Annotated in this window: 18 protein-coding genes; 6 read left to right on the forward strand and 12 right to left on the reverse strand. The window is 56.1% G+C overall.

Features of this window, described 5'->3' with window-relative positions; genetic code table 11:
* Window positions 1-143: 143 nt before the first annotated feature.
* The 3 genes from glpX to ABT56_RS05220 all read right to left on the reverse strand — a co-directional run bounded on the left by glpX (window position 144) and on the right by ABT56_RS05220 (window position 3,797).
* On the reverse strand, window positions 144-1,151 hold the full coding sequence (gene glpX, locus ABT56_RS05210; protein ID WP_047877807.1) for a class II fructose-bisphosphatase: 1,008 nt from the start codon (window positions 1,149-1,151) through the stop codon (window positions 144-146).
* Between the two features lie 180 nt (window positions 1,152-1,331).
* Window positions 1,332-2,846 (reverse strand): glycerol kinase GlpK, encoded by a 1,515-nt coding sequence (glpK, locus tag ABT56_RS05215; RefSeq protein WP_047877808.1) that lies wholly within the window; start codon window positions 2,844-2,846, stop codon window positions 1,332-1,334.
* 99 nt (window positions 2,847-2,945) lie between these two features.
* On the reverse strand, window positions 2,946-3,797 hold the full coding sequence (locus ABT56_RS05220) for an MIP/aquaporin family protein (RefSeq protein WP_047877809.1): 852 nt from the start codon (window positions 3,795-3,797) through the stop codon (window positions 2,946-2,948).
* Between the two features lie 659 nt (window positions 3,798-4,456).
* On the opposite strand from ABT56_RS05220, the gene zapB reads away from it, so the two are divergent.
* Window positions 4,457-4,699 (forward strand): cell division protein ZapB, encoded by a 243-nt coding sequence (gene zapB / locus ABT56_RS05225; protein WP_047877810.1) that lies wholly within the window; start codon window positions 4,457-4,459, stop codon window positions 4,697-4,699.
* 63 nt (window positions 4,700-4,762) lie between these two features.
* Here the strand turns inward: zapB and rraA are convergent, their stop codons facing one another.
* The 7 genes from rraA to priA form a co-directional block, all read right to left on the reverse strand.
* A complete protein-coding gene (gene rraA / locus ABT56_RS05230) occupies window positions 4,763-5,248 on the reverse strand; it encodes a ribonuclease E activity regulator RraA (protein ID WP_047877811.1) in 486 nt (161 codons plus the stop codon).
* A 136-nt stretch (window positions 5,249-5,384) separates the two neighbouring features.
* A complete protein-coding gene (locus ABT56_RS05235) occupies window positions 5,385-6,296 on the reverse strand; it encodes a 1,4-dihydroxy-2-naphthoate polyprenyltransferase (RefSeq protein ID WP_047877880.1) in 912 nt (303 codons plus the stop codon).
* Between the two features lie 156 nt (window positions 6,297-6,452).
* The gene (gene hslU, locus ABT56_RS05240; protein WP_047877812.1) at window positions 6,453-7,784 is read right to left on the reverse strand and encodes an HslU--HslV peptidase ATPase subunit; all 1,332 of its coding nucleotides are present in this window, start codon (window positions 7,782-7,784) and stop codon (window positions 6,453-6,455) included.
* A 10-nt stretch (window positions 7,785-7,794) separates the two neighbouring features.
* On the reverse strand, window positions 7,795-8,322 hold the full coding sequence (gene hslV / locus ABT56_RS05245) for an ATP-dependent protease subunit HslV (RefSeq protein WP_047877813.1): 528 nt from the start codon (window positions 8,320-8,322) through the stop codon (window positions 7,795-7,797).
* Window positions 8,323-8,466: 144 nt separating this feature from the next.
* Window positions 8,467-9,084, reverse strand: coding sequence for an SPOR domain-containing protein (locus ABT56_RS05250; RefSeq protein ID WP_047877814.1), 618 nt, complete (start codon window positions 9,082-9,084; stop codon window positions 8,467-8,469).
* A 144-nt stretch (window positions 9,085-9,228) separates the two neighbouring features.
* Complete coding sequence (cytR, locus tag ABT56_RS05255; protein WP_047877815.1) at window positions 9,229-10,233, reverse strand: DNA-binding transcriptional regulator CytR; 1,005 nt, start codon at window positions 10,231-10,233, stop codon at window positions 9,229-9,231.
* A gap of 172 nt (window positions 10,234-10,405) precedes the next feature.
* The gene (gene priA, locus ABT56_RS05260) at window positions 10,406-12,607 is read right to left on the reverse strand and encodes a primosomal protein N' (RefSeq protein ID WP_047877816.1); all 2,202 of its coding nucleotides are present in this window, start codon (window positions 12,605-12,607) and stop codon (window positions 10,406-10,408) included.
* A gap of 233 nt (window positions 12,608-12,840) precedes the next feature.
* Between priA and rpmE the strand changes: the two genes are divergently transcribed.
* Together rpmE and ABT56_RS05270 are read left to right on the forward strand one after the other, a co-directional pair.
* On the forward strand, window positions 12,841-13,053 hold the full coding sequence (rpmE, locus tag ABT56_RS05265) for a 50S ribosomal protein L31 (RefSeq protein ID WP_047877817.1): 213 nt from the start codon (window positions 12,841-12,843) through the stop codon (window positions 13,051-13,053).
* Window positions 13,054-13,290: 237 nt separating this feature from the next.
* On the forward strand, window positions 13,291-14,538 hold the full coding sequence (locus ABT56_RS05270) for a malic enzyme-like NAD(P)-binding protein (protein WP_047877818.1): 1,248 nt from the start codon (window positions 13,291-13,293) through the stop codon (window positions 14,536-14,538).
* Between the two features lie 77 nt (window positions 14,539-14,615).
* Here ABT56_RS05270 and metJ read toward each other — a convergent pair whose 3' ends face one another.
* Entirely contained in the window at window positions 14,616-14,933 is a 318-nt protein-coding gene (gene metJ / locus ABT56_RS05275) for a met regulon transcriptional regulator MetJ (protein ID WP_047877819.1), read from the reverse strand.
* A 180-nt stretch (window positions 14,934-15,113) separates the two neighbouring features.
* On the opposite strand from metJ, the gene ABT56_RS05280 reads away from it, so the two are divergent.
* The 3 genes from ABT56_RS05280 to metF all read left to right on the forward strand — a co-directional run bounded on the left by ABT56_RS05280 (window position 15,114) and on the right by metF (window position 19,876).
* A complete protein-coding gene (locus tag ABT56_RS05280) occupies window positions 15,114-16,283 on the forward strand; it encodes an O-succinylhomoserine (thiol)-lyase (RefSeq protein ID WP_047877820.1) in 1,170 nt (389 codons plus the stop codon).
* The gene (locus tag ABT56_RS05285) at window positions 16,280-18,697 is read left to right on the forward strand and encodes a bifunctional aspartate kinase/homoserine dehydrogenase II (RefSeq protein WP_047877821.1); all 2,418 of its coding nucleotides are present in this window, start codon (window positions 16,280-16,282) and stop codon (window positions 18,695-18,697) included. Before ABT56_RS05280 ends, ABT56_RS05285 begins: the two co-directional genes overlap by 4 nt.
* A gap of 276 nt (window positions 18,698-18,973) precedes the next feature.
* Window positions 18,974-19,876 (forward strand): methylenetetrahydrofolate reductase, encoded by a 903-nt coding sequence (gene metF / locus ABT56_RS05290; RefSeq protein WP_047877822.1) that lies wholly within the window; start codon window positions 18,974-18,976, stop codon window positions 19,874-19,876.
* A gap of 67 nt (window positions 19,877-19,943) precedes the next feature.
* On the opposite strand, the gene ABT56_RS05295 is transcribed toward metF, so the two are convergent.
* A complete protein-coding gene (locus ABT56_RS05295; RefSeq protein ID WP_047877823.1) occupies window positions 19,944-20,507 on the reverse strand; it encodes a PadR family transcriptional regulator in 564 nt (187 codons plus the stop codon).
* Between the last annotated feature and the right edge of the window lie 168 nt (window positions 20,508-20,675).

A 20,675-nucleotide genomic window follows, 5' to 3' on the forward strand; every position in this document is an offset into this window, starting at 1 on the left:
GCTGCCTACATCTATTGCGTTAGTTAATTATGTAGCCAGCCTGCTAAATAAAGCAACTACTTTACAAAGTGGCGGGAGTTGCCTGGCAAAAAAAACGCACCCGGCAGGGTGCGTTTGTCTATCCCAAGAGCCGATTATGGCTGTTACAGGATATGGCACTTGATGGCGTCATCCTTGCGGTCGAGGTAGTGGGTCGACTTGATGCGGCGGATAGTGCGGCACTTGCCGCGGATCAACAAGGTTTCGGTGGTGGCGATGTTGCCCTGACGGTGGATGCCGTCGAGCAGGTCGCCCTTGGTGATGCCGGTACCGGCGAAGATCACGTTGTCGCTCTTGGCCATGTCTTCCATGCGCAGCACGGTGTTGGGCTCGATGCCCATTTCGCGGCAGCGGTCAATTTCCAGCTGGCCGTGGGCGCGGTTGGCCTCGGTATCCCCTTTGACCTCGTGGCGCGGCAGCAGGCGGCCGTGCATATCGCCACCCAGTGCGCGGATGGCGGCGGCAGAGACTACGCCTTCCGGCGCGCCGCCGATGCAGTACATGATGTCCACTTCGCTGTCTGGCATGCAGGTCAGGATCGAAGCCGCGACATCGCCGTCCGGCACCGCGTAGACCCGGATGCCCATGCCTTGCATCTCGGCGATGATGGCATCATGGCGTGGTTTTGCCAAAGTGATGACGACCAGCTCGCAGAGCGGTTTGCCGAGGGCCTCGGCGATGGCGTGAAGGTTGTCGGCCAGCGGTTTGTTGAGGTCGATAACGTCTTTGGCGGCTGGGCCTACGACCAGTTTCTCCATGTACATATCAGGTGCTTTCAGGAACGAGCCTTTCTCGCCGGCAGCCAAGACGGCCAGGGCGTTGTTCTGGCCCATAGCGGTCATTCGGGTTCCTTCGATTGGATCGACAGCGATGTCCACGGCATCACCGCCAGTACCGACTTTCTCACCGATATAGAGCATCGGTGCTTCGTCGATTTCGCCTTCGCCAATGACGATTTCGCCCTCGATTTCCGTTTGGTTCAGCAGGGTACGCATAACTTCCACGGCTGCGCCGTCAGCTGCGTTCTTGTCGCCACGGCCGAGCCACTTGTAGCCTGCCAGTGCTGCGCCTTCCGTGACACGGGAAAATGCCATTGCCAAATCGCGTTTCATGGTTACTCCAGAAATAGAAATCAGTGAGCTGAAAAAATCTGGCGCGATTCTACCACAGCTTGAGTGGAAACGTTTGCGTTAGCGCAAAAATCCTTATTTCCCGGCAGTTCTTAGCGATTTGTGCGTGCACAAATAAAAAAAGGCCTGCGAATGCAGGCCTTGTCACCGTTAGGGGCGAGATCAGATGTCGTCTTCGATAGCCCAGCCCTTGGCGCATTCAACCGCGCGCTTCCAGCCGTTATAGCGGCGGTTGCGCTTCTGGTCATCGGCACATGGGATGAACTTGCGATCCAGCTCGGCCTTGTTCTTGAGGTCGTCAATGCTGTCCCAGAACCCGACAGCCAAGCCCGCGAGGTAGGCGGCACCCAGTGCCGTTACCTCGGTTACCACTGGGCGGTGGACCTCGGTATCCAGAACATCAGACTGGAACTGCATCAGGAAGTTATTAGCTACTGCACCGCCGTCGACGCGCAGGGTATCCAGCTTGATCTGGGAGTCAGCCTGCATAGCATCAAGTACGTCGCGGGTCTGGTAGGCCACGCTCTCCAGTGTCGCACGGATGATATGGTTGGAGTTGACGCCGCGGGTCAGGCCGACGATGGCACCACGCGCATACGGGTCCCAGTACGGTGCGCCCAGGCCGGTAAAGGCTGGCACCACGTAGACGCCGTTGGCACTGCCGACCTTCTCAGCGAAGTACTCGGAGTCTTTGGCATCGTCAAGCAGCTTGACTTCGTCGCGTAGCCACTGGATGGATGCGCCACCCATAAATACCGCACCTTCCAGCGCGTAGGCGACATCGCCTTTAGGGCCGCAAGCCAGCGTGGTCAGTAGGCCATTGTGCGAGGTCACTTTCTCCTTGCCGGTGTTCATCAGCAAGAAGCAGCCTGTACCATAGGTATTCTTGGCCTGGCCTGCTTCGACACACATCTGGCCGAACAGGGCGGCCTGCTGGTCACCGGCAATACCAGAGATTGGAATACGGGTACCGCCTTTACCACCGATGTTGGTCTGGCCGTAGACTTCGGAAGACGCCTTGACTTCCGGCATCATAGATAGCGGGATATCCAAGGCTTTAAGTAGCTTCTCGTCCCATTGCAGGGTATTGATATTGAATACCATAGTGCGCGAGGCGTTGGTGTAGTCGGTAACGTGGACGCGGCCCTGGGTCATCTTCCAAATCAGCCAGGTATCGACAGTACCGAACAGCAGGTCGCCGGCCTCGGCTTCCTCGCGGGCGCCTTCGACGTTGTCGAGGATCCATTTGATTTTGGTTCCCGAGAAGTAAGGGTCGACCACCAAGCCAGTATTGTCGCGGATGTATTCTTCCAGCCCTTCGTTTTTAAGGCCTTCGCAGATATCCGCAGTACGGCGGCACTGCCAGACAATAGCGTTGTAAACCGGCTTGCCGGTCTTCTTGTTCCAGACGATGGTGGTTTCGCGCTGGTTGGTGATACCGATACCGGCAACTTGATCCGAGCGGATCCCTGCTTTGGCCAGCGCCTCAACCAATGTTGAGCTCTGGGTAGCATAAATTTCTAGAGGGTCGTGTTCAACCCACCCGGCTTTCGGGTAGATCTGGGTAAACTCACGCTGTGCCGAGCACACAATGTTGGCATTGTGATCAAGAATGACGGCGCGAGAACTGGTCGTGCCCTGATCGAGTGCAACAATGTATTTCTGCTCTGTAGTCATGGTGGTTTCCTCTCATTATCTTCTTATAAGGGTAGTAGAGTGTTCGTTGTTTCTTGCTGGCCGGGTCAGGCCCGGCCAGCTGTAGGGAATTGGTGTTGTTTATGCCTTGGCGGTATCGCTGTCGGCCGTGTTCTCACATTTGTTCGGCAGGGTGCAGCGGTTGCCCGGCAGGTAGACGCCGATCACTTTCGGGTAGAGCCAGCCACCGAACGCGGCACCGAAGATTGGGGCCAGGATAGGCACAATCATGTACGGGATGTCTTTGCCGCCAGTCAGGGCAATGTCACCCCAGCCAGCAAGGAAGGCAAAGAATTTCGGGCCGAAGTCACGGGCAGGGTTCATCGCAAAGCCGGTTAGTGGGCCAAGCGCACCACCGATGACGGCAATCAGGATACCGATAAGCAGCGGGCCCATCGCACCACGCGGCGCACCGTTCTTGTCATCGCCGATAGCGAGGATGGCAAACATCAGTACGGCGGTGATCACGAACTCCACCGCGAACGCGCCGGCAAAAGACAGGGCGGCATTCGGGTAGGTCGAGAAGATCCCTGCGGTTGCCAGGCTGGCTTCGCTGCCGCGGATGATGCTGTTGGCGGCTTCGTAATCGCTGAAAAGGTTACCGTAAAGGGTATAGATCAGGGCAGCGGTACAGAAGGCGCCAAGTACCTGAGCGGCAATGTATGGCAGGACCTTGCGTTTGTCGAAGCCGTGGAACAAGGCCAGGGCGATGGTCACGGCAGGGTTGATATGGGCACCTGAGACACCGGCGGTACAGTAGATGGCAATCGCAACGCCAAGGCCCCACATGATACTGATTTCCCATTGGCCGAAATCAGCTCCTGTCAGTACCAGCGCGGCCACGCAACCTACGCCGAAGAAAATCAGTAATCCAGTGCCAATGAACTCGGCGAGACACTCGCCAAGCAAGGAATGTTGCTGTTGGGTAGTCATTGTTCAGTCCTTTTGTTTTATGTAGTAGGGGTATTGCTGTTATGGTTTTTATGCGGCTAATTTACTCGATATCACGCATAAGAAAATTGGATTGAATTGGAAATGTGCGTTCGAGCATAAAAATTTTTCTTATTTTGAGCGTTCGCGCAAACGGTTGCTGGCGGGCGGGAGAAATACCCTCTTGGGCAAAGAGGCGGGGACTAGAGATGGGGATTTATTGTGCTTGATTGTATATTTCTGTTTATAAAAGAAAAATCCGACCATGGGGGCCGGATGTGCCAGAAAGGCAAAATCTTGGAAAGATCCAAGAGAGATACGATCACAATAGAAATTAGCACGGTTGAAATGCATTAAAATTGAGTTTGATCGCGATTCTACTCATTTTTGAATCTATTTGGTTTGTTTTTATGCACATTGGGCGCGTGCTAGACGTATAGGGCGAGCAACTTCTTGCAAGGGGCCCGATAGCCAGAGGTTGAGGATGCAAGATTTTTATCAAAATTGTTCATTTTTTCTCCATTTGCGACAAACCGTGGTATTTGTAGATGTCACGGCGTTGCCACCTCGCTAGAATAGGTAACAAATCAAAGTTGAATGTGCCTGTGCAAGGTTGCCTTAACGGTTAGGGCAAGCAGATAGGCTGAAGACAGGTGGACAATATGTCATTAGAAATCTTGGAAAAGCTGGAAGCCAAAGTACAAATGGCTGTTGATACAATTTCCCTGCTACAAATGGAAATTGAAGAACTAAAAGAAAACAACGATGCCTTGGCGGGTGAAGCTCAGGAACTGCGTACTGGCCGTGAAGCGCTAGAGCAGGAGAACAACAAGCTGCGCGAAGATCACCAAGCATGGCAAGAGCGCGTACGTATGCTGCTAGGTAAAATGGATCACGTCGAGTAATCCATCCCGCCTTGCGGATGAACAAAAAAACAGAGCCCGCCGGCTCTGTTTTTTTATGTCGCTTTAGTCGATGTCCAGCGGCTCGGGCGACAGGATCACCCCGGTGCTGTCGGCATAGAGATGGTCTTCCGGCAAGAAGGTCACCCCGCCGAAATTGACCGCGACGTCAATCTCACCGATACCCTGCTCGTCGGCCCCGACCGGGATCGACGCCATCGCCTGAATGCCGATATCAAGCTCGTCGAGTTCGTCGACATGGCGAACACAGCCATAGATGACCAGGCCTTCCCATTCATTGCTCGCGGCCAGTTGAGCCAGATCGGCATCCACCAGAGCGCGTCGCAGCGAGCCGCCGCCATCAATAAGCAGAACCCGGCCTGCGCCGTTTTCCTCGAGCACGGTGCGGATCAGGCCGCAGTCCTCGAAACACTTGATGGTGGTGATCTGGCCGCCGAACGAGTTACGGCCGCCATAAGAACTGAACATTGGCTCGACGACGTCGACTTGGTCGAGGTAGATGTCGCAGAGTTCTGACGTATTGTATTCCATAGGCGTGCTTCTTCTTCGCAGATGAATGGGCAACGGCCGCCGCGGTGGCGGCCATGCTTAACTTGTTGAAAGTATAATCAGTTCATTGGCCAAGATTCAAGGCTAACTCACGATGATAACCGTGTTGCTATTAGGGTTATGCGGCAGCAAGCACCATGCCGGCTGCAAATAACAGGTTGGTCAGCAGGGCACACTTGACCATTGTGCCCATCATTGGCCGTAGCGCCGCGCCATCGGCGGACTGGAAGACCTGCTTGCCATGCTTGAACAGCAGCGGTGCGCTGAGGATAAACAGCCAGCCAAACGGCGAGTGGATTTCCAGTGCGGCAAACAGGGCGAGGCAGGCTACGCTGGTTACCAGCAAGAACAAATGGTACTTGCGTCCCCAGCTCGGGCCCATGCGCACGGCCAGAGTGAGTTTGCCACAGGCGCGATCATTGTCGATATCGCGTAGGTTGTTGATGTTCAACACCCCTACGGCGAGCAGGCCACAGGCTGTTGCCGGCAGCATGATAATCGAGTCGATTTGACCCGCTTGCAGGTAGTAGGTCCCCGCCACGCCCAGCCAGCCGAAGAAAACCAGAACCGAGAAGTCACCCAGCCCTCGGTAGCCATAGGGTTTGTTGCCGACGGTATAGGCAATCGAGGCTGCAATGGCCATCAGGCCGAGCAGCATGAAGCCGAACATGTCATGCAGGTTGTCGGTGGCAAGCAGGATCAGGGCGAGGCCGCTGATCAGGGTCAGGCCGATGTTGAGGATCATTGCCTTGCGCATGGCTTCAGGCGTGACCAGCCCTGACTGGATCGCACGTTGCGGGCCGAGTCGTTGATCGTTGTCGGTGCCCTTGACGGCGTCCCCGTAGTCATTGGCCAAATTGGACAATATCTGTAGCAGGAGTGCAGTCAGCAGTGCCAGACCTGCAATAACGGCAGAAAAACTGCCTTGCCATCCTGCTACTGCACTGCCGCAAACGATCGAGGCGATGGCGAGCGGCAGGGTCTTCGGACGTGCTGCATCAAGCCAAATGGCGAGAGAAGATGATTTCATCATAAGGGGCTTTTCATCAAAAATGTGACAGGTGGCTATTATGGACGAACTGGCGCAATGGGCAAATTTATCGCCACTTTGTTTGCGTAAAAACAAAGTTTGCACAAAATAAAAACGGCACCCAGAGGGTGCCGTTTGTCTCTTTGGCTGTGCCGATTACAGGATGAAGCGGCTGAGATCTTCGTCCTCTACCAGCTCGCCAAGACGCGAGGTCACGTAGTTTTCGTCGATCACAATTTTGTCGCCAGCCTTCTCGGTCGCATCGAAAGAGAGCTCTTCCATCAGGCGTTCCATCACGGTGTGCAGGCGGCGGGCACCGATGTTCTCGGTACGCTCGTTAACCTGCCAAGCGGCATCGGCCAGCTTGTTGATACCGCTCTCGTCGAACTCGATGTTCACTGACTCGGTGGCCATCAATGCCTTGTATTGCTCGGTCAGCGAGGCATTCGGCTCGGTCAGGATACGTTTGAAGTCCGCACTGGTCAGCGCTTCTAGCTCGACACGGATCGGCAGTCGGCCCTGTAGCTCAGGGATCAGATCCGAAGGCTTGGCGACCTGGAAGGCGCCCGATGCGATGAACAGGATATGGTCGGTGCGGACCATGCCGTGCTTGGTGGTGACCGTCGAACCCTCGACCAGCGGTAGCAAGTCGCGCTGGACGCCTTCGCGTGATACGTCAGGGCCCGAGCTGTCGCCGCGTTTGCAGATCTTGTCGATTTCGTCGAGGAACACGATACCGTGGTTCTCGACAGCGAAGATCGCTTTCTCTTTGAGATCTTCTTGGTTGACCAGCTTGGCGGCTTCCTCTTCGGTAACGGCCTTGAGTGCGTCTTTGATTTTCATCTTGCGCTTCTTGCTGGTGTTGCCGGCCAAATTCTGGAACATGCCTTGCAGCTGGTTGGTCATCTCTTCCATACCAGGAGGCGCCATGATTTCAACGCCCATCTGCTGTGCCGCGACGTTGATTTCGATTTCCTTGTCGTCCAGCTGGCCTTCGCGCAGTTTCTTGCGGAATGACTGGCGTGCCGCCGAATTGTTGTCACCGCTTTCGTTCTGGCCCCAGGCATCGCGTGCCGGTGGCAGCAGGACATCGAGGATCCGCTCTTCGGCTAGCTCCTCGGCACGGAAACGGACTTTTTCCATTTCCTGCTGGTGAGTCATCTTGACGGCGGCATCGGTCAGGTCGCGGATGATACTGTCCACTTCCTTGCCCACGTAGCCGACTTCGGTGAACTTGGTTGCCTCGATCTTGATGAACGGCGCATTGGCCAGTTTGGCCAGGCGGCGGGCAATTTCTGTCTTGCCGACACCGGTCGGGCCGATCATCAGGATATTTTTCGGGGTGACCTCGACACGCAGCTCTTCAGGCAGCTGCATGCGGCGCCAGCGGTTGCGCAGGGCAATGGCAACGGCACGCTTGGCTTTGTCTTGGCCGATAATATGGCGGTCCAGCTCATGGACGATTTCGCGAGGGGTCATTTCAGACATGGCCGGTTCCTTATTTGGTTTCCAGTTCTTCGATGGTGTGGTGGTGGTTGGTGAAGACACAAATATCACCCGCGATGTTGAGCGATTTCTCGGCGATTTCGCGGGCATCGAGGTCGGTATTTTCCAGTAGGGCGATTGCTGCCGCCTGAGCAAAATTACCGCCTGAGCCGATGGCGATCAGGTCATTCTCCGGTTGGACCACATCCCCGTTACCGGTAATGATCAGCGAGGCTGTCTCGTCGGCTACGGCCAACAGGGCCTCAAGACGGCGCAGCATACGGTCGGTGCGCCAGTCTTTTGCCAGTTCCACCGCTGCCTTGAGCAGATGGCCCTGGTGCATTTCCAGCTTGCGCTCGAAACGTTCGAATAGGGTGAAGGCATCAGCCGTGCCACCTGCAAAGCCGGCAAGCACTTTGTTGTTGTACAGGCGGCGTACTTTGCGTGCATTACCTTTCATGACGGTGTTGCCAAGGGAAACCTGGCCATCACCGGCGATAACGACTTTACCGTTACGACGAACAGATACAATAGTTGTCACGGTCTTACCTCTTAGGTCTGTTTCCGGCCCTTGCCGGTTACTGTATGTCTGAAGATCTTGGGGTATAGGCGGGGACTTTCAAGGGAAAAAGGCAAAGAAAAAGGATGCCGGGGCATCCTTTTTCTGTCTGGAAGGCGGTGCTGGTTACTCCCAGAACCAGATCGCACACGGCTCGATGCCGGCACGGCGGAGCTTGTTGCGGTCCGATTCCGCTTTGCGTTTCTGTTGGTAGGGGCCCAATATCACCCGGTACCAATTGCCTTTCTCGCCCTGACTGACCTTGATTTGGCTGGTCAGCCCCTGAAACGCAATCATCGCCTTGCGCTCGTCGGCCTGGGTTTCGCTGCGGTAGGCGCCACACTGCATCAGGTAAGGGCGCGACGGGGCCTGCTCTTTTTTCGCCTCGACTTTGATTTCTTTATTTTCGAGCTCTTCGATATAGCTCCATTTTTCGGCCGGCTTAGGTGGAAGCGGCTTGGTTTCGGGCTGTGCTTCGCGTTTGCTCGGCTGGCTCTCTACCGGTGTCGGTAGCGGCTTGGTTTCCGCCGGCTGGGTCACGGCAGGCTCTGGCGACGGCGTCGCAGAAAGGAAATATAGCCCGTAGCTCATCGTCCCAACCAATGCTGCGGCAATAATCGCCCACAGTAGCGGGAAGCGCTTGCCGGATGGTGTTGCGGTGCGGTTGTTTCGAGCCGGTTTTTTCTTCTGCGTCTTTGGCGCCTTTTGTGCTCGGCCGCGTTTTACATAATCTTTGGTAGCCACGGTGATGATGGGATTAGGGAACAATGCCCTTATGGTACAAAGTTGAGCGAATACTGACTAGTCCCCAGCACGATGTCTGGGGAACTGTCAGGTCGCCGTGGAAGGCAAAAATGTGACATGCTGGGCAAAAACTGCCTTTGGTGTCTAGTTTGCTGGTGGCGCAGCACTTTCCCGGATCACCAACTTGGCATCAAGTAGGCGAGACCCCGAGGCGATTTCCTTGCCTTTGAGAATATTGAGCAGCATCAGCATCGACTGGCGGCCTATTTCATAGCGCGGCTGGGAGACCGTGGTCAGCGGTGGATCGCAGTATTCAGCGAACTGAATATCGTCAAAGCCGACAATGGAGATATCTTGCGGTACCCGGAAGCCGAGGCGCTTGGCTTGCTGCATGGCACCGATGGCCATGACATCGTTGTGGCAGAGCAGGGCGGTCGGCGGTTCGGGCATCGACAGCAGTGCGGTAACCGCACGGGCACCGCCGGCGAAAGTGAAGTCGCTCTGAATGGTGTAGGCCGGGTTGAGCTCGATACCGGCGCGGCGCAGGGCCTGCTGGTAGCCTTGGCTGCGGAAATGGCACAGGGTGGCATGGGGCGGCCCTGCAACTTGGGCGATACGCTTATGACCCATTTGGGTCAGGTAGTTGACGGCTTCGAAGGCGGCGGTCAGGTTGTCGATATGGACCGTCGGCAACTCGAGTTCTGGGGCGAATTCGCATGCCATGACCATCGGCGGCAGGTTTTTCTGCTCGGGTTTGCTGACGTCGAATGGCAGGTCGGTGCCAAGCAAAAGCATGCCGTCGGCCTGTTTGGTGAAGACCAAATTGACGAAAGAGTTTTCGCGGGTTTTCTGTTGGCCGCTGTCGCCGAGCAAGACCAGGTAGCCGTGCTCCATCGCTGCTTCCTCGATCCCCCGGATGATTTCGGTAAAGTAGGGATCGCAGATATCGGGGACGATCGTGACGATTGTCTTTGATTCGTTGCGACGGAGATTTCTAGCCAGTGAGTTGGGTGAATAGCCAGCATCCATGACGGCCTGTTCAACTTTTTTACGGGTTGAGGCCGACACCTTTTCCGGATTCATCAGCGCACGGGACACCGTGGCCGTAGAAACGCCGGCGAGCTGGGCAACATCCTTCATTGTCGCCATAGTTATGATTCCTCTCTATTATTTTTCTCTCCAATCCGCCGGCGGATCATAGCCAAGTTGAGCAGATACCAATGCCAGCGAGAGTGCTATTGTAGGCTGTCTAGCAAGGTTTAAACATGCTTAGAACAGCATAAATTACATCCGTCACGTGATCTGTGTCGCATTGTTTATTTTAAGTTAAATCCTGCGGTTCGACATCGATCGACCAGCGTATTTTCTTGGCTAGCGGCAGCAGGGCAATGGCCGGCTTGGCGATGCTCAGCAGCTGGTGGAGCACTTTTCGACTGGGGGCTTGCAGTAGCAACTGCCAGCGATAGCGGCCGGCCCGACGAGCCAGTGGTGCCGGATTCGGCCCCATTACCAAGGTGTCCTGATCAAAGACCGGGCTGGCACTGAAGATGCCCCGGATTTGCTGGAGGAATTGTTCGACCTGAGCGCTATCGTTGGCCTCGGCCCGGATCAGGGCGAGGTAGGTGTATGGTGGCAGCCAGGCCTGCTTGCGCTCGCGCAGGGCGTCGGTGGCGAAATGGTCATAGCCTTTGTAGAGCAGTGCCTGAAGCAGGCTGTGCTCGGGATGGTGGGTTTGCAGTAGCACCTCCCCCGGCTTGCTGGCCCGTCCTGCCCGTCCTGCCACCTGAATAAACAGCTGGGCCAACCGCTCGCTGGCTCGGAAATCGTTGCTGAACAGGGCGCTGTCGACGTCGATCAGGCTGACCAGGGTTACGTCAGGGAAATGGTGGCCTTTGGCCAGCATCTGGGTGCCGATCAGGATCTGGTATTCGCCGCGACGGATGGCTTCGAGGTAGTTCTCGAGGCTGCCTTTGCGGCGGGTGCTGTCACGGTCTATCCGGACGGTCTTGTAGTCGGGGAACAGGGTCGCCAGCTGCTGTTCGAGCTGTTCGGTGCCGACCCCGACAGCATGGAGCTGGGTCGAGCCGCAATTGCCGCATTGGCGCGGCATTGGGCGTTGTGTTGCGCAGTGGTGGCAGCGTAGTTCGCCGCTCTGCTGGTGGAATGTGTAGTAGGCATCGCAGCGCTTGCATTCAGCCAGCCAGCCGCACTCGTGACATATCACGGCTGGGGAGTAGCCGCGCCGGTTGAGGAACAGCATAACTTGGTTGCCCTCGGCGAGGTGCTGGCGCATCCGGGCGATCAGCGGGGCCGAGAGGCCGGCCTCAAGGTACAGCCCCTTGACATCGAGTACCCCGTGGCGGGCGTTCTGGGCGACACCGGCCCGGCGTGTTAGGCGCAGGTAGTGGTACTTTCCGCTGGTGGCGTTGTGCAGGGTCTCAAGGGCCGGGGTGGCGGAACCAAGAATGATTGGCACGTTTTCCTCGCGGGCGCGCATGACGGCCAGATCGCGGGCGTGGTAGCGCAGGCTGTCCTGCTGCTTGTAGGAGCCGTCGTGCTCCTCGTCGACGATGATGATCCCGAGGTTGGCTAGCGGGGTAAACAGGGCCGAGCGGGTGCCGATAATGATCCCTGCCTGGTTGTCACGTCCAGCCAGCCAGGCCGCCAGCCGTTCGCTGTCGTTGAGCCCGGAGTGGATGGTGACCAGCGGGACATTGAAGCGACGGCGGAAGCGGTTGATGGTTTGTGGGGTGAGGCCGATTTCCGGCACCAGGATCAGGGCCTGCCTGCCGCTGGCGAGCACAGGCTCGAGCAGGTTGAGGTAGACCTCGGTCTTGCCCGAGCCGGTGACCCCCTCAAGCAGGTAGCAGGCAAAATCCGGATTGGCATTGACCGAGGCGATGGCCAGTGCCTGCTCGTCGTTGAGCCGTGGCTTTTCCTCACCCAAGGCATAGTTTTTTCCCCAGTCAACGCCCACCGGCTGCTGTTCCAGTTCGCTTATCCAGCCTTTACCCTGAAGGGTCTTGAGGGTTGCAGCGCTGATATCGTCGGCCAGCAGGGCCTCGTGGCTGAGCGAGCCCGCCCGCAGGGCGTTGAGAGCCTGTGCCTGGCGCGGGGCGCGCTTGAGTGCTGCCAGCGGTTGGTCATGCCCGGTTTCGGTAAGCTGCCACATTTTCAGGGCTGCCGGGGAGGCCTCGCGTCCTTTGCGGAGCAGGGCCGGCATCGCATTGGCGAGGGTGTCCCCGAGCGGGTACTGGTAATAGCTGCTGGCCCACCCCAGTAACTTGAACAGGGCTGGCGACCACAACGGGGCGGTGTCGAGGACCTTGCCGAGCGGTTTGAGCTGTGCGACGGGGAAATCCGAATGCTGTGTGATGGCCATGACAATCCCGACCAGTTGCTGGCGGCCGAACGGAACCTGGACCCGTCCGCCGACGGCCGGGAATTGGTCTGGTTTGATCAGGTAATCAAACTGTTTGTCCAGAGGGACGGGAAGGGCTACGCGGGCGATGTTGGGTGTCATAGTCACTGCAAATTGGGCATATACTGAAGTTATAAAGTGTACCCTGCCGGGGCGGGGGCGGCAAAGCGGTGAAAAAGGGAGCGTATTTGTTGATCTGGTGGACATGATTGATTACTATACGCCGCCTGAATTTAGCATATCGGCAGTCGCCAATATGCTTACTTTTATTAACGACGTGTGGTGCCCGGCTTTGGATCGGGAGAGCGACACGGCCTTACTTTTGAGGTTATCCCATGAAACAAGGTATTCACCCAGAGTACACTGCAGTAAACGCACGTTGTTCTTGCGGCAACACTTTCGTATTTAACTCAACTATGGGTAAAGACATCAACCTTGATGTGTGCGACAAGTGTCACCCTTTTTACACTGGTAAGCAGCGTCAAGTGAGCACTGGTGGCCGTATCGACAAATTCAACAAGCGTTTCGGCGCTCTATCTAGCAAGTAATTGCCAGAGTGAATTTGCGAAGAGGGGATGCATTGCATCCCCTTTTTCATATCTAAATTTTACTTCTCTACCGCTGCTCCGCCCTCATATCCCACCCCCGCGTCTTTTTTGCCTATTCTTTGACCGCATGCTTGGATCGACCAGATAGTCGGTGCTAGGATTTTTGATCGCGATCAATTATGATCTGGCTCCCATTCTCGAACTGAACCTCATTCTCATTTCAGGATCCTGAACACTATGTCTGAAGATTTTCGCCAGCAAGCTCTCCATTACCATGCTTACCCTGTTCCGGGAAAGATTGCGATCGCGCTTACCAAGCCCGCCGATACGGTCAACGATTTGGCTCTGGCCTACAGTCCGGGTGTAGCCGAACCCGTGCGTGAAATTGCGCAAAATGCTGATAATGTTTATAAATATACCGGCAAGGGCAACATGGTTGCGGTGATCACCAACGGTACGGCGATCCTCGGCCTAGGCAACCTCGGCCCGCTGGCGTCCAAGCCGGTAATGGAAGGTAAGGCCTTGCTGTTCAAGCGTTTTGCCGGACTCGACTCGATTGATATCGAGGTTAAGCACCGCACTATCGATGAATTCGTCGATACGGTGGCCAACATTGCTGATACCTTTGGTGGTATCAATCTCGAGGATATCAAGGCACCTGACTGCTTCGAAATCGAAAAGCGCCTGATTGAGCGCTGCAATGTGCCAGTGTTCCATGATGACCAGCACGGTACGGCGATTGTCACTGCGGCCGGTATGCTCAATGCTCTCGAGCTGCAAGGCAAGCAGATTGAGGAGTCGGTGATTGTCTGCCTCGGGGCTGGGGCGGCTGCCGTTGCCTGCATGGAGCTGCTAATTAAATGCGGAGCCCAGCGCGAGAAGATCTATATGCTCGATCGCAAGGGGGTGATCCATACCCGCCGTGACGATATCAACGAGTACAAGCAGCTGTTTGCCAACAATACCGATAAGCGCACCTTGGAAGATGTCATTGAGGGTGCGGATATTTTCGTCGGTGTCTCTGGGCCTGATTTGCTGCCAGCCGATGCCCTCAAGCTGATGGCCGACAAACCCGTTGTGTTCGCTTGTTCAAACCCGGATCCTGAAATCAAACCAGCACTGGCCCATGCGGTGCGCGATGATCTGATTATGGGTACGGGTCGTTCCGACTACCCGAACCAGGTCAACAATGTTATCTGTTTCCCGTTTATCTTCCGTGGGGCGCTGGACGTCAGGGCGAGCGAAATCAATGACGAGATGAAACTGGCTGCGGTCGAGGCGATCCGCCAGTTGGCGAAGGAGCCGGTACCGGCCGAGGTCGTGGCAGCCGCCGGTGCAACGTCTTTGGCATTCGGTCCGGAATATATTTTGCCAAAACCGATGGATCCTCGTTTGCTACCTCGTGTGGCACGTGCTGTTGCCGAGGCCGCGGTTGCCTCCGGTGTGGCGCAAATCGAGTTGCCTGTAGGTTATATGCAGGGCTAATCCGGTTTCGGTTGCCGTTCTAAAACAAAAAAACCAGCCATGCGGCTGGTTTTTTTACGGGTGATAGGATCAGCGAGTTATTCGTTGATGTCCTCGATTTTTATTCCCATCTCTTCCATGATGCTCTTTGCCTCGGCCGGCAGATCGTCAGGACGGTCCTTGCGGATATCGTCATCGGTCGGTAGCGGCTGGCCGGTATAGGCGTGCAGAAATGCTTCGCACAGCAACTCGCTGTTGGTGGCATGGCGCAGGTTATTGACTTGGCGGCGAGTACGCTCGTCTGTCAGGATTTTCAGGACCTTCAATGGAATCGAAACAGTAATTTTCTTTACCTGTTCGTTTTTCTTACCGTGTTCCGCATATGGACTGATGTATTCGCCATTCCACTCTGCCATTGTTAACCTTCTCAGCGATGTAAATTGATAGATAGTTAGGATGCCTGAATTTTAGCGGGATTTACTGCCATAAGCAAAGACATGTAGACGTCTAGAGGTATTGACGGCTCATCTTGTTATCGTTATGTTGGTGGTTAAACGTTGTTCAGCTGCAGGCATCACCTTACAAGGATAGTAATTATGAGTGACAAGCAACTTGCCACCGTCGCGGTTCGTAAAGGCATCGAGTCCGACTCTCAGTTCAACGCTGTTGTCCCGCCGCTCTATTTGACCACGACTTACGGTTTTTCCCAACTTGGAGACGTTCCCACCTTCGATTATTCGCGTTCGGGCAATCCGACCCGCAATATGCTTGGCGAGGCATTGGCCGAGATGGAGGGCGGCGCTGCGGGGGTGGTAACGAATTGCGGCACGTCGGCAATCAACCTGTTAGCAACGGCACTGCTGGGGCCCGATGATCTGCTCATTGCCCCGCATGATTGCTATGGGGGCACGTACCGTTTGTTCAACTCACGAGCCGAGAAAGGGGATTTCAAGGTATGTTTTGTTGATCAGACTGATCCACTGGCTCTGGCTGAGGCGCTGGCGTTGCGGCCTAAGCTGGTGTGGGTCGAAACGCCTTCCAATCCGTTGCTGCGAATCATCGATATTGCCGCGCTGTGCCGGCAGTCTGCTGAGGCCGGTGCCCTCGTCGCGGTCGATAATACCTTCCTCTCGCCAATTCTGCAGCAGCCCTTGGCATTGGGGGCGGATTTTGTTGTCCACTCTACCACCAAGTATATCAACGGCCATTCCGATGTCCTTGGCGGGGTGTTGGTAAGTAAGGATCCCGAGCAGGGTGAGCAGATAGCCTGGTGGGCGAACTGCATCGGGGCCACGGGCGCGCCGTTTGATGCCTATCTCACCCTGAGAGGCCTGCGCACGCTGGCACACCGGATGCGGGGGCATGAAGAGAACAGCCTGGCCATTCTTGCCTTCCTTCAGCAGCAGCCGCTGGTGGGGCATATCTATCACCCGAGCCAGCCGTCCCACCCCGGCCATGACATTGCCCTGCGCCAGCAGAAAGGGTTCGGGGCGATGCTGAGCTTCGAGCTGGCAGGAAGCATGGAGCAGCTTGAAACGTTCGTCCGCGAGCTGAGGTGTTTTTCATTAGCCGAATCCCTCGGGGGCACCGAAAGCCTTATCTGCCATCCGGCCAGTATGACCCATCGGGCGATGTCCGATGAGGCACAGCAAGAGGCGGGGCTAAAACCGACGTTGCTGCGCCTGTCGGTCGGGCTTGAAGACCCGCAGGATCTGATTGCGGATCTGGCACAGGCCTTCGCCAAGTCGGCGGAGGTGGCGGTATGAGTGGACGAGTAGAGCGCCAGTTACACAAATTTGGCGGTAGCAGCCTGGCTGATGCCGAGTGTTATCGCCGGGTTGTCGCCATCGTCGGCGAGTATGCCGGAGAGCAGGATCTGGTGGTGGTGTCAGCGGCGGGAAAGACCACCAATAACCTGATCGAGTGGATGGCCCAGCTTGAGCAGGACGGTCGCCGGGCCCACGAAACCTTTCAGGAGCTGCGGGCTTTTCAGCAGCAGCTAATCGAAGAATTGCTCAGTGGCGAACCGGCAGATGCATTGCTGACCCAACTCCACCTCGAGCTTTCTGAGCTGGTGCAGCTCGGCGACAGGCCGTTGAGCACCGCTGAGCGGGCATGGGTGCTTGGGCATGGCGAGCAGTGGTCGGCACGCTTGCTGGCGGCCTTGCTGAGTCAAAGCGGGCTGGTGGCATCCTGTCTGGATTCGCGGACTTTCCTGAGGGCGGAGCGGGCGGCACAGCCCGAGGTCGACAGGGCCTTGTCATGGCCGCTGCTGCAGACCCAGCTGGCCCAGCAGCAACACCGGGTGGTGATCACCGGTTTTGTGGCGGGTAACCAAGCGGGGGAAACGGTGTTGCTCGGACGCAACGGCTCGGATTATTCCGCAACAGTGATCGGGGCGCTTGCTGGCGTTGGCCGAGTGACGATCTGGAGCGATGTGGCCGGCGTTTATAGTGCTGACCCGCACAAAGTCGGCGATGCCTGCCTATTGCCGCTGTTGCGACTTGATGAGGCCGATGAGCTGGCCCGACTGGCCGCTCCGGTGCTTCATAGTCGTACCTTGCAGCCGGTGGCGAACAGTGCCATTGATTTGACCTTGCGTTGCAGTCACCAGCCGGAGTCAGGCTCAACCCGGATTGAGCGGGTATTGGCATCTGGCCGGGGCGCAAAAATCGTGACGTCGTTGGAAGAGGTATGCCTGCTGGAGGTTCAGTGCCCCCGAGCCCATTTGCTGGAACCGATGGTGGCCGAGTTGGAGCGACTATTATTGCGTGCCCAGTTGGCGCCGCTGGCGAGGGATATTCAGACTGACAAGGGCCTGATCAGGCTGGCGTATACCTCGGAGATAGCGGGCGGGGTGCTGGCACTGTTGCAAGATAGCGGGATCGGGGTTGATCTTAAACTGCGCGAAGGCTTCTCGCTGGTTGCCGCCGTGGGGGCCGGGGTGGTGGCCAATGCGGTACACTGCCACGGTTTTTACCAGCAGCTCAAGCGCGAGCCGGTTGAGTTCATGACCGAGTCCGAATCGGGGCTCAGTTTGGTTGCTGTGTTGCGCCAGACCCGGCTTGATGATCTGATTGGGCGTCTTCACCAGCAACTGTTCCAGGCCCAGAAGCGGCTCGGTTTGGTCTTATGCGGGAAAGGCAATATCGGCAGCCGTTGGCTGGCACTGTTTGAGCGCGAGAAAGCCAGCATTGAAAAGCGCCACGGCATGAGCTTTACCCTGATTGGCGTTGTCGACAGCCGCCAGTACTGGATTGATACAGAGGGTATTGAGCCGCAACGGGTTCTGGATGCGTTTGGTGATGAATCGGTCGAGTATCCCCCCGGTGATTGGCTGACTGAGTTATCCGGGCATGGCTATGACGATGTCATCGTGCTCGATGTGACGGCGAGCGAGGAACTGGCAGGGCGCTATCCGGCGATTGCCGAAGCGGGGCTCCACCTGATCTCGGCCAACAAGGTGGCGGGATCTGCCGCAGGGGATGATTACCATGCGGTGATTGATGCCTTTGCCAAGAGCAGCCGTTACTGGTTGTACAATGCCACGGTCGGGGCCGGGCTGCCGATCAACCATACCGTTCGTGATCTCAGCGAAAGCGGCGATACCATTATTGCCCTGTCGGGAATATTTTCGGGCACCCTGTCATGGCTGTTTCAGCAGTATGACGGCAGTATTCCGTTCTCGGTGCTGGTAGAGCAGGCGTGGCAGCAGGGCCTTACCGAGCCCGACCCGCGCCACGACTTGGATGGTAGTGACGTGATGCGCAAGCTGGTAATACTTGCCCGGGAGTCTGGGCTTGAGCTTGAGCCCGAGCAGGTCAAGGTCGAGGATTTGGTGCCGGAGGCAATGCGGAACCTGACCTTGGATGGATTCTTCGAGCAGGCCGAATTGTTGGACGCCGCACTTTCTGAGCGGCTGCGCAAGGCGCAGAGAGAGGACAAGGTACTGCGCTATGTCGCCCGCCTAGACCGTCACGGCAAGGCTGTGGTTGGAGTTGAGGCGCTTTCGGCAGAGCATGCGTTGGCCAACTTGCTGCCGTGCGATAATATTTTTGCCATCGAGAGCCATTGGTATCGCGACAATCCGTTGGTGATCCGCGGTCCGGGGGCGGGACGAGATGTCACGGCCGGCGCCTTGCTCTCGGATATCAACCGAATGGCGACCATGTTGAAATAGTGGTCGTTGCCGGGCAAGGGCAGAGCATGATCCTGCGGTTCGGACATCACTGAGAATGCTACAGCCGTGGATAGCAAAAATGACAGGACAACCCGCTGCAAGGCGGGTTTTCTGTATGCGGGCAGTTGAAAAAAACACAACATCAACATGAATAATCTTCAAGTTCGCTGTGTTGACTTTGAATGGGTTACCACGCATGATTTGGACATATAGACGTCTAAACGTTCAAATTGAATACGATTGGCAGCGGAGTCTGCCGCAGGATAGGAAGGGACTATGGGTTATTCACACGCGAGCCATCTCGATTCACTGAACCAGACCATTGCCGACTTGGATGGCAAGATCAATGTGTCATTTGAGTTTTTCCCCCCGAGTTCGGCGCAGATGGAACAGACGCTGTGGCAGTCAATCCATCGGCTCAAGGCGCTCAAGCCGAAGTTCGTCTCGGTGACCTATGGCGCCAATTCTGGCGAGCGTGATCGAACCCATTCGATTATCAAAGACATCAAGGATCAGACCGGGTTGGTTGCGGCACCGCATTTGACCTGTATCGATGCCAGCCGTGATGAGTTGCGTGCTATCGCCCGAGATTACTGGCAGAACGGGATCCGCCAGATTGTCGCCCTGCGCGGTGACTTGCCTCCCGGAGGCGGCAAGCCGGATATGTATGCCTCTGATCTGGTTGAGTTATTGCGTAGCGAGGCGGATTTTGATATTTCGGTGGCGGCCTATCCTGAAGTCCATCCAGAGGCGAGAAGCGCCCAGGCTGATTTGATTAATCTAAAGCGAAAGGTCGATGCCGGGGCGAACCGCGCAATTACTCAGTTCTTCTTCGATGTCGAGAGTTACCTGCGTTTTCGCGACCGTTGCGTGGCCGCGGGGATAGAGGTTGAGATTGTGCCGGGGATCCTGCCGGTCTCGAACATGACGCTGGCCAAGCGCTTTGCCCTGACGAATAACGTCAAGATCCCGGGGTGGTTGGAAAAGCAGTACGAGGGGCTTGAGGATGATTTGCTCAGCCGGCAGATGGTAGGGGCGAGCAATGCCATTGACATGGTTCGGGTATTAAGCCGCGAAGGGGTGAAAGACTTCCATTTTTATACCCTCAATCGCGCCGAGCTGACGTATGCGATCTGCCATACACTGGGGATCCGGGCTAATAATGTTGTGCCTGCCTAGCAGGGCTCAGACAAAAGAAAAGCCGCTTTGGAAGAAAGCGGCTTTTGTGCATTTTGGTTTATTGTTTTTATAGCGCGACAGGGCTGTTTGGTGCGTCCATGTCTTTAAGCTCGGCCAATACTTCCTCTGCCCAGTCAATCCACGCTTGGCGGTTGTGGGCAGCACGGCGCAAGGTCAGGCGGTCAAGGCGAGACTGGCGATCCATGTTTTGGTAGTTGGCAAAGTGGATATTTTCCATTTCGTTATAGTGGTTGAGCAGGGAATGTGATTCCTCGATCAACGCTTCTAGCTGCTGTTGCATTGGCAGCGAGTTGTGGACGCCGCATACGGCCAGTTTCGCCGAAAACTCATCGCGGATTGTTGGGTTGCGAGCCGGCTCTTGGAACCATTCGAACAGTGCCTGGCGGCCGAGATCTGTTATCGAATAGACTTTGCGGTCAGGCTTGCCTTCCTGTGGTTCCAGCTTGCAGGTAACCTGATCGTTGCTGGCCATCTTGTTAAGTTCACGGTAAACCTGCTGGTGGCTGGCTTTCCAGAAATAACCGATGCTGTGGGAAAACTCTTTGGTGATATCGTAACCGGTTGCGTCGCGGTTGCTCAGCACGGTCAGAATAACGTGTGGTAGTGACATCTCTTCTATCCGTTAAATTACAACAAAAAAGAAATCAATCGGACTAACATTACCCATCGCTCTTTGGCGTTTTTATAATCATGTTGTTGCAGTGCCCGATCGAGATCACGTAGCATACACATCATTGAGTTATTTATCGACAACAGAATGTGATATCGGGAATTTCTG

Source organism: Photobacterium aquae (assembly GCF_001029445.1).
In the GTDB taxonomy this organism is placed as follows: Bacteria; Pseudomonadota; Gammaproteobacteria; order Enterobacterales; family Vibrionaceae; genus Photobacterium; species Photobacterium aquae.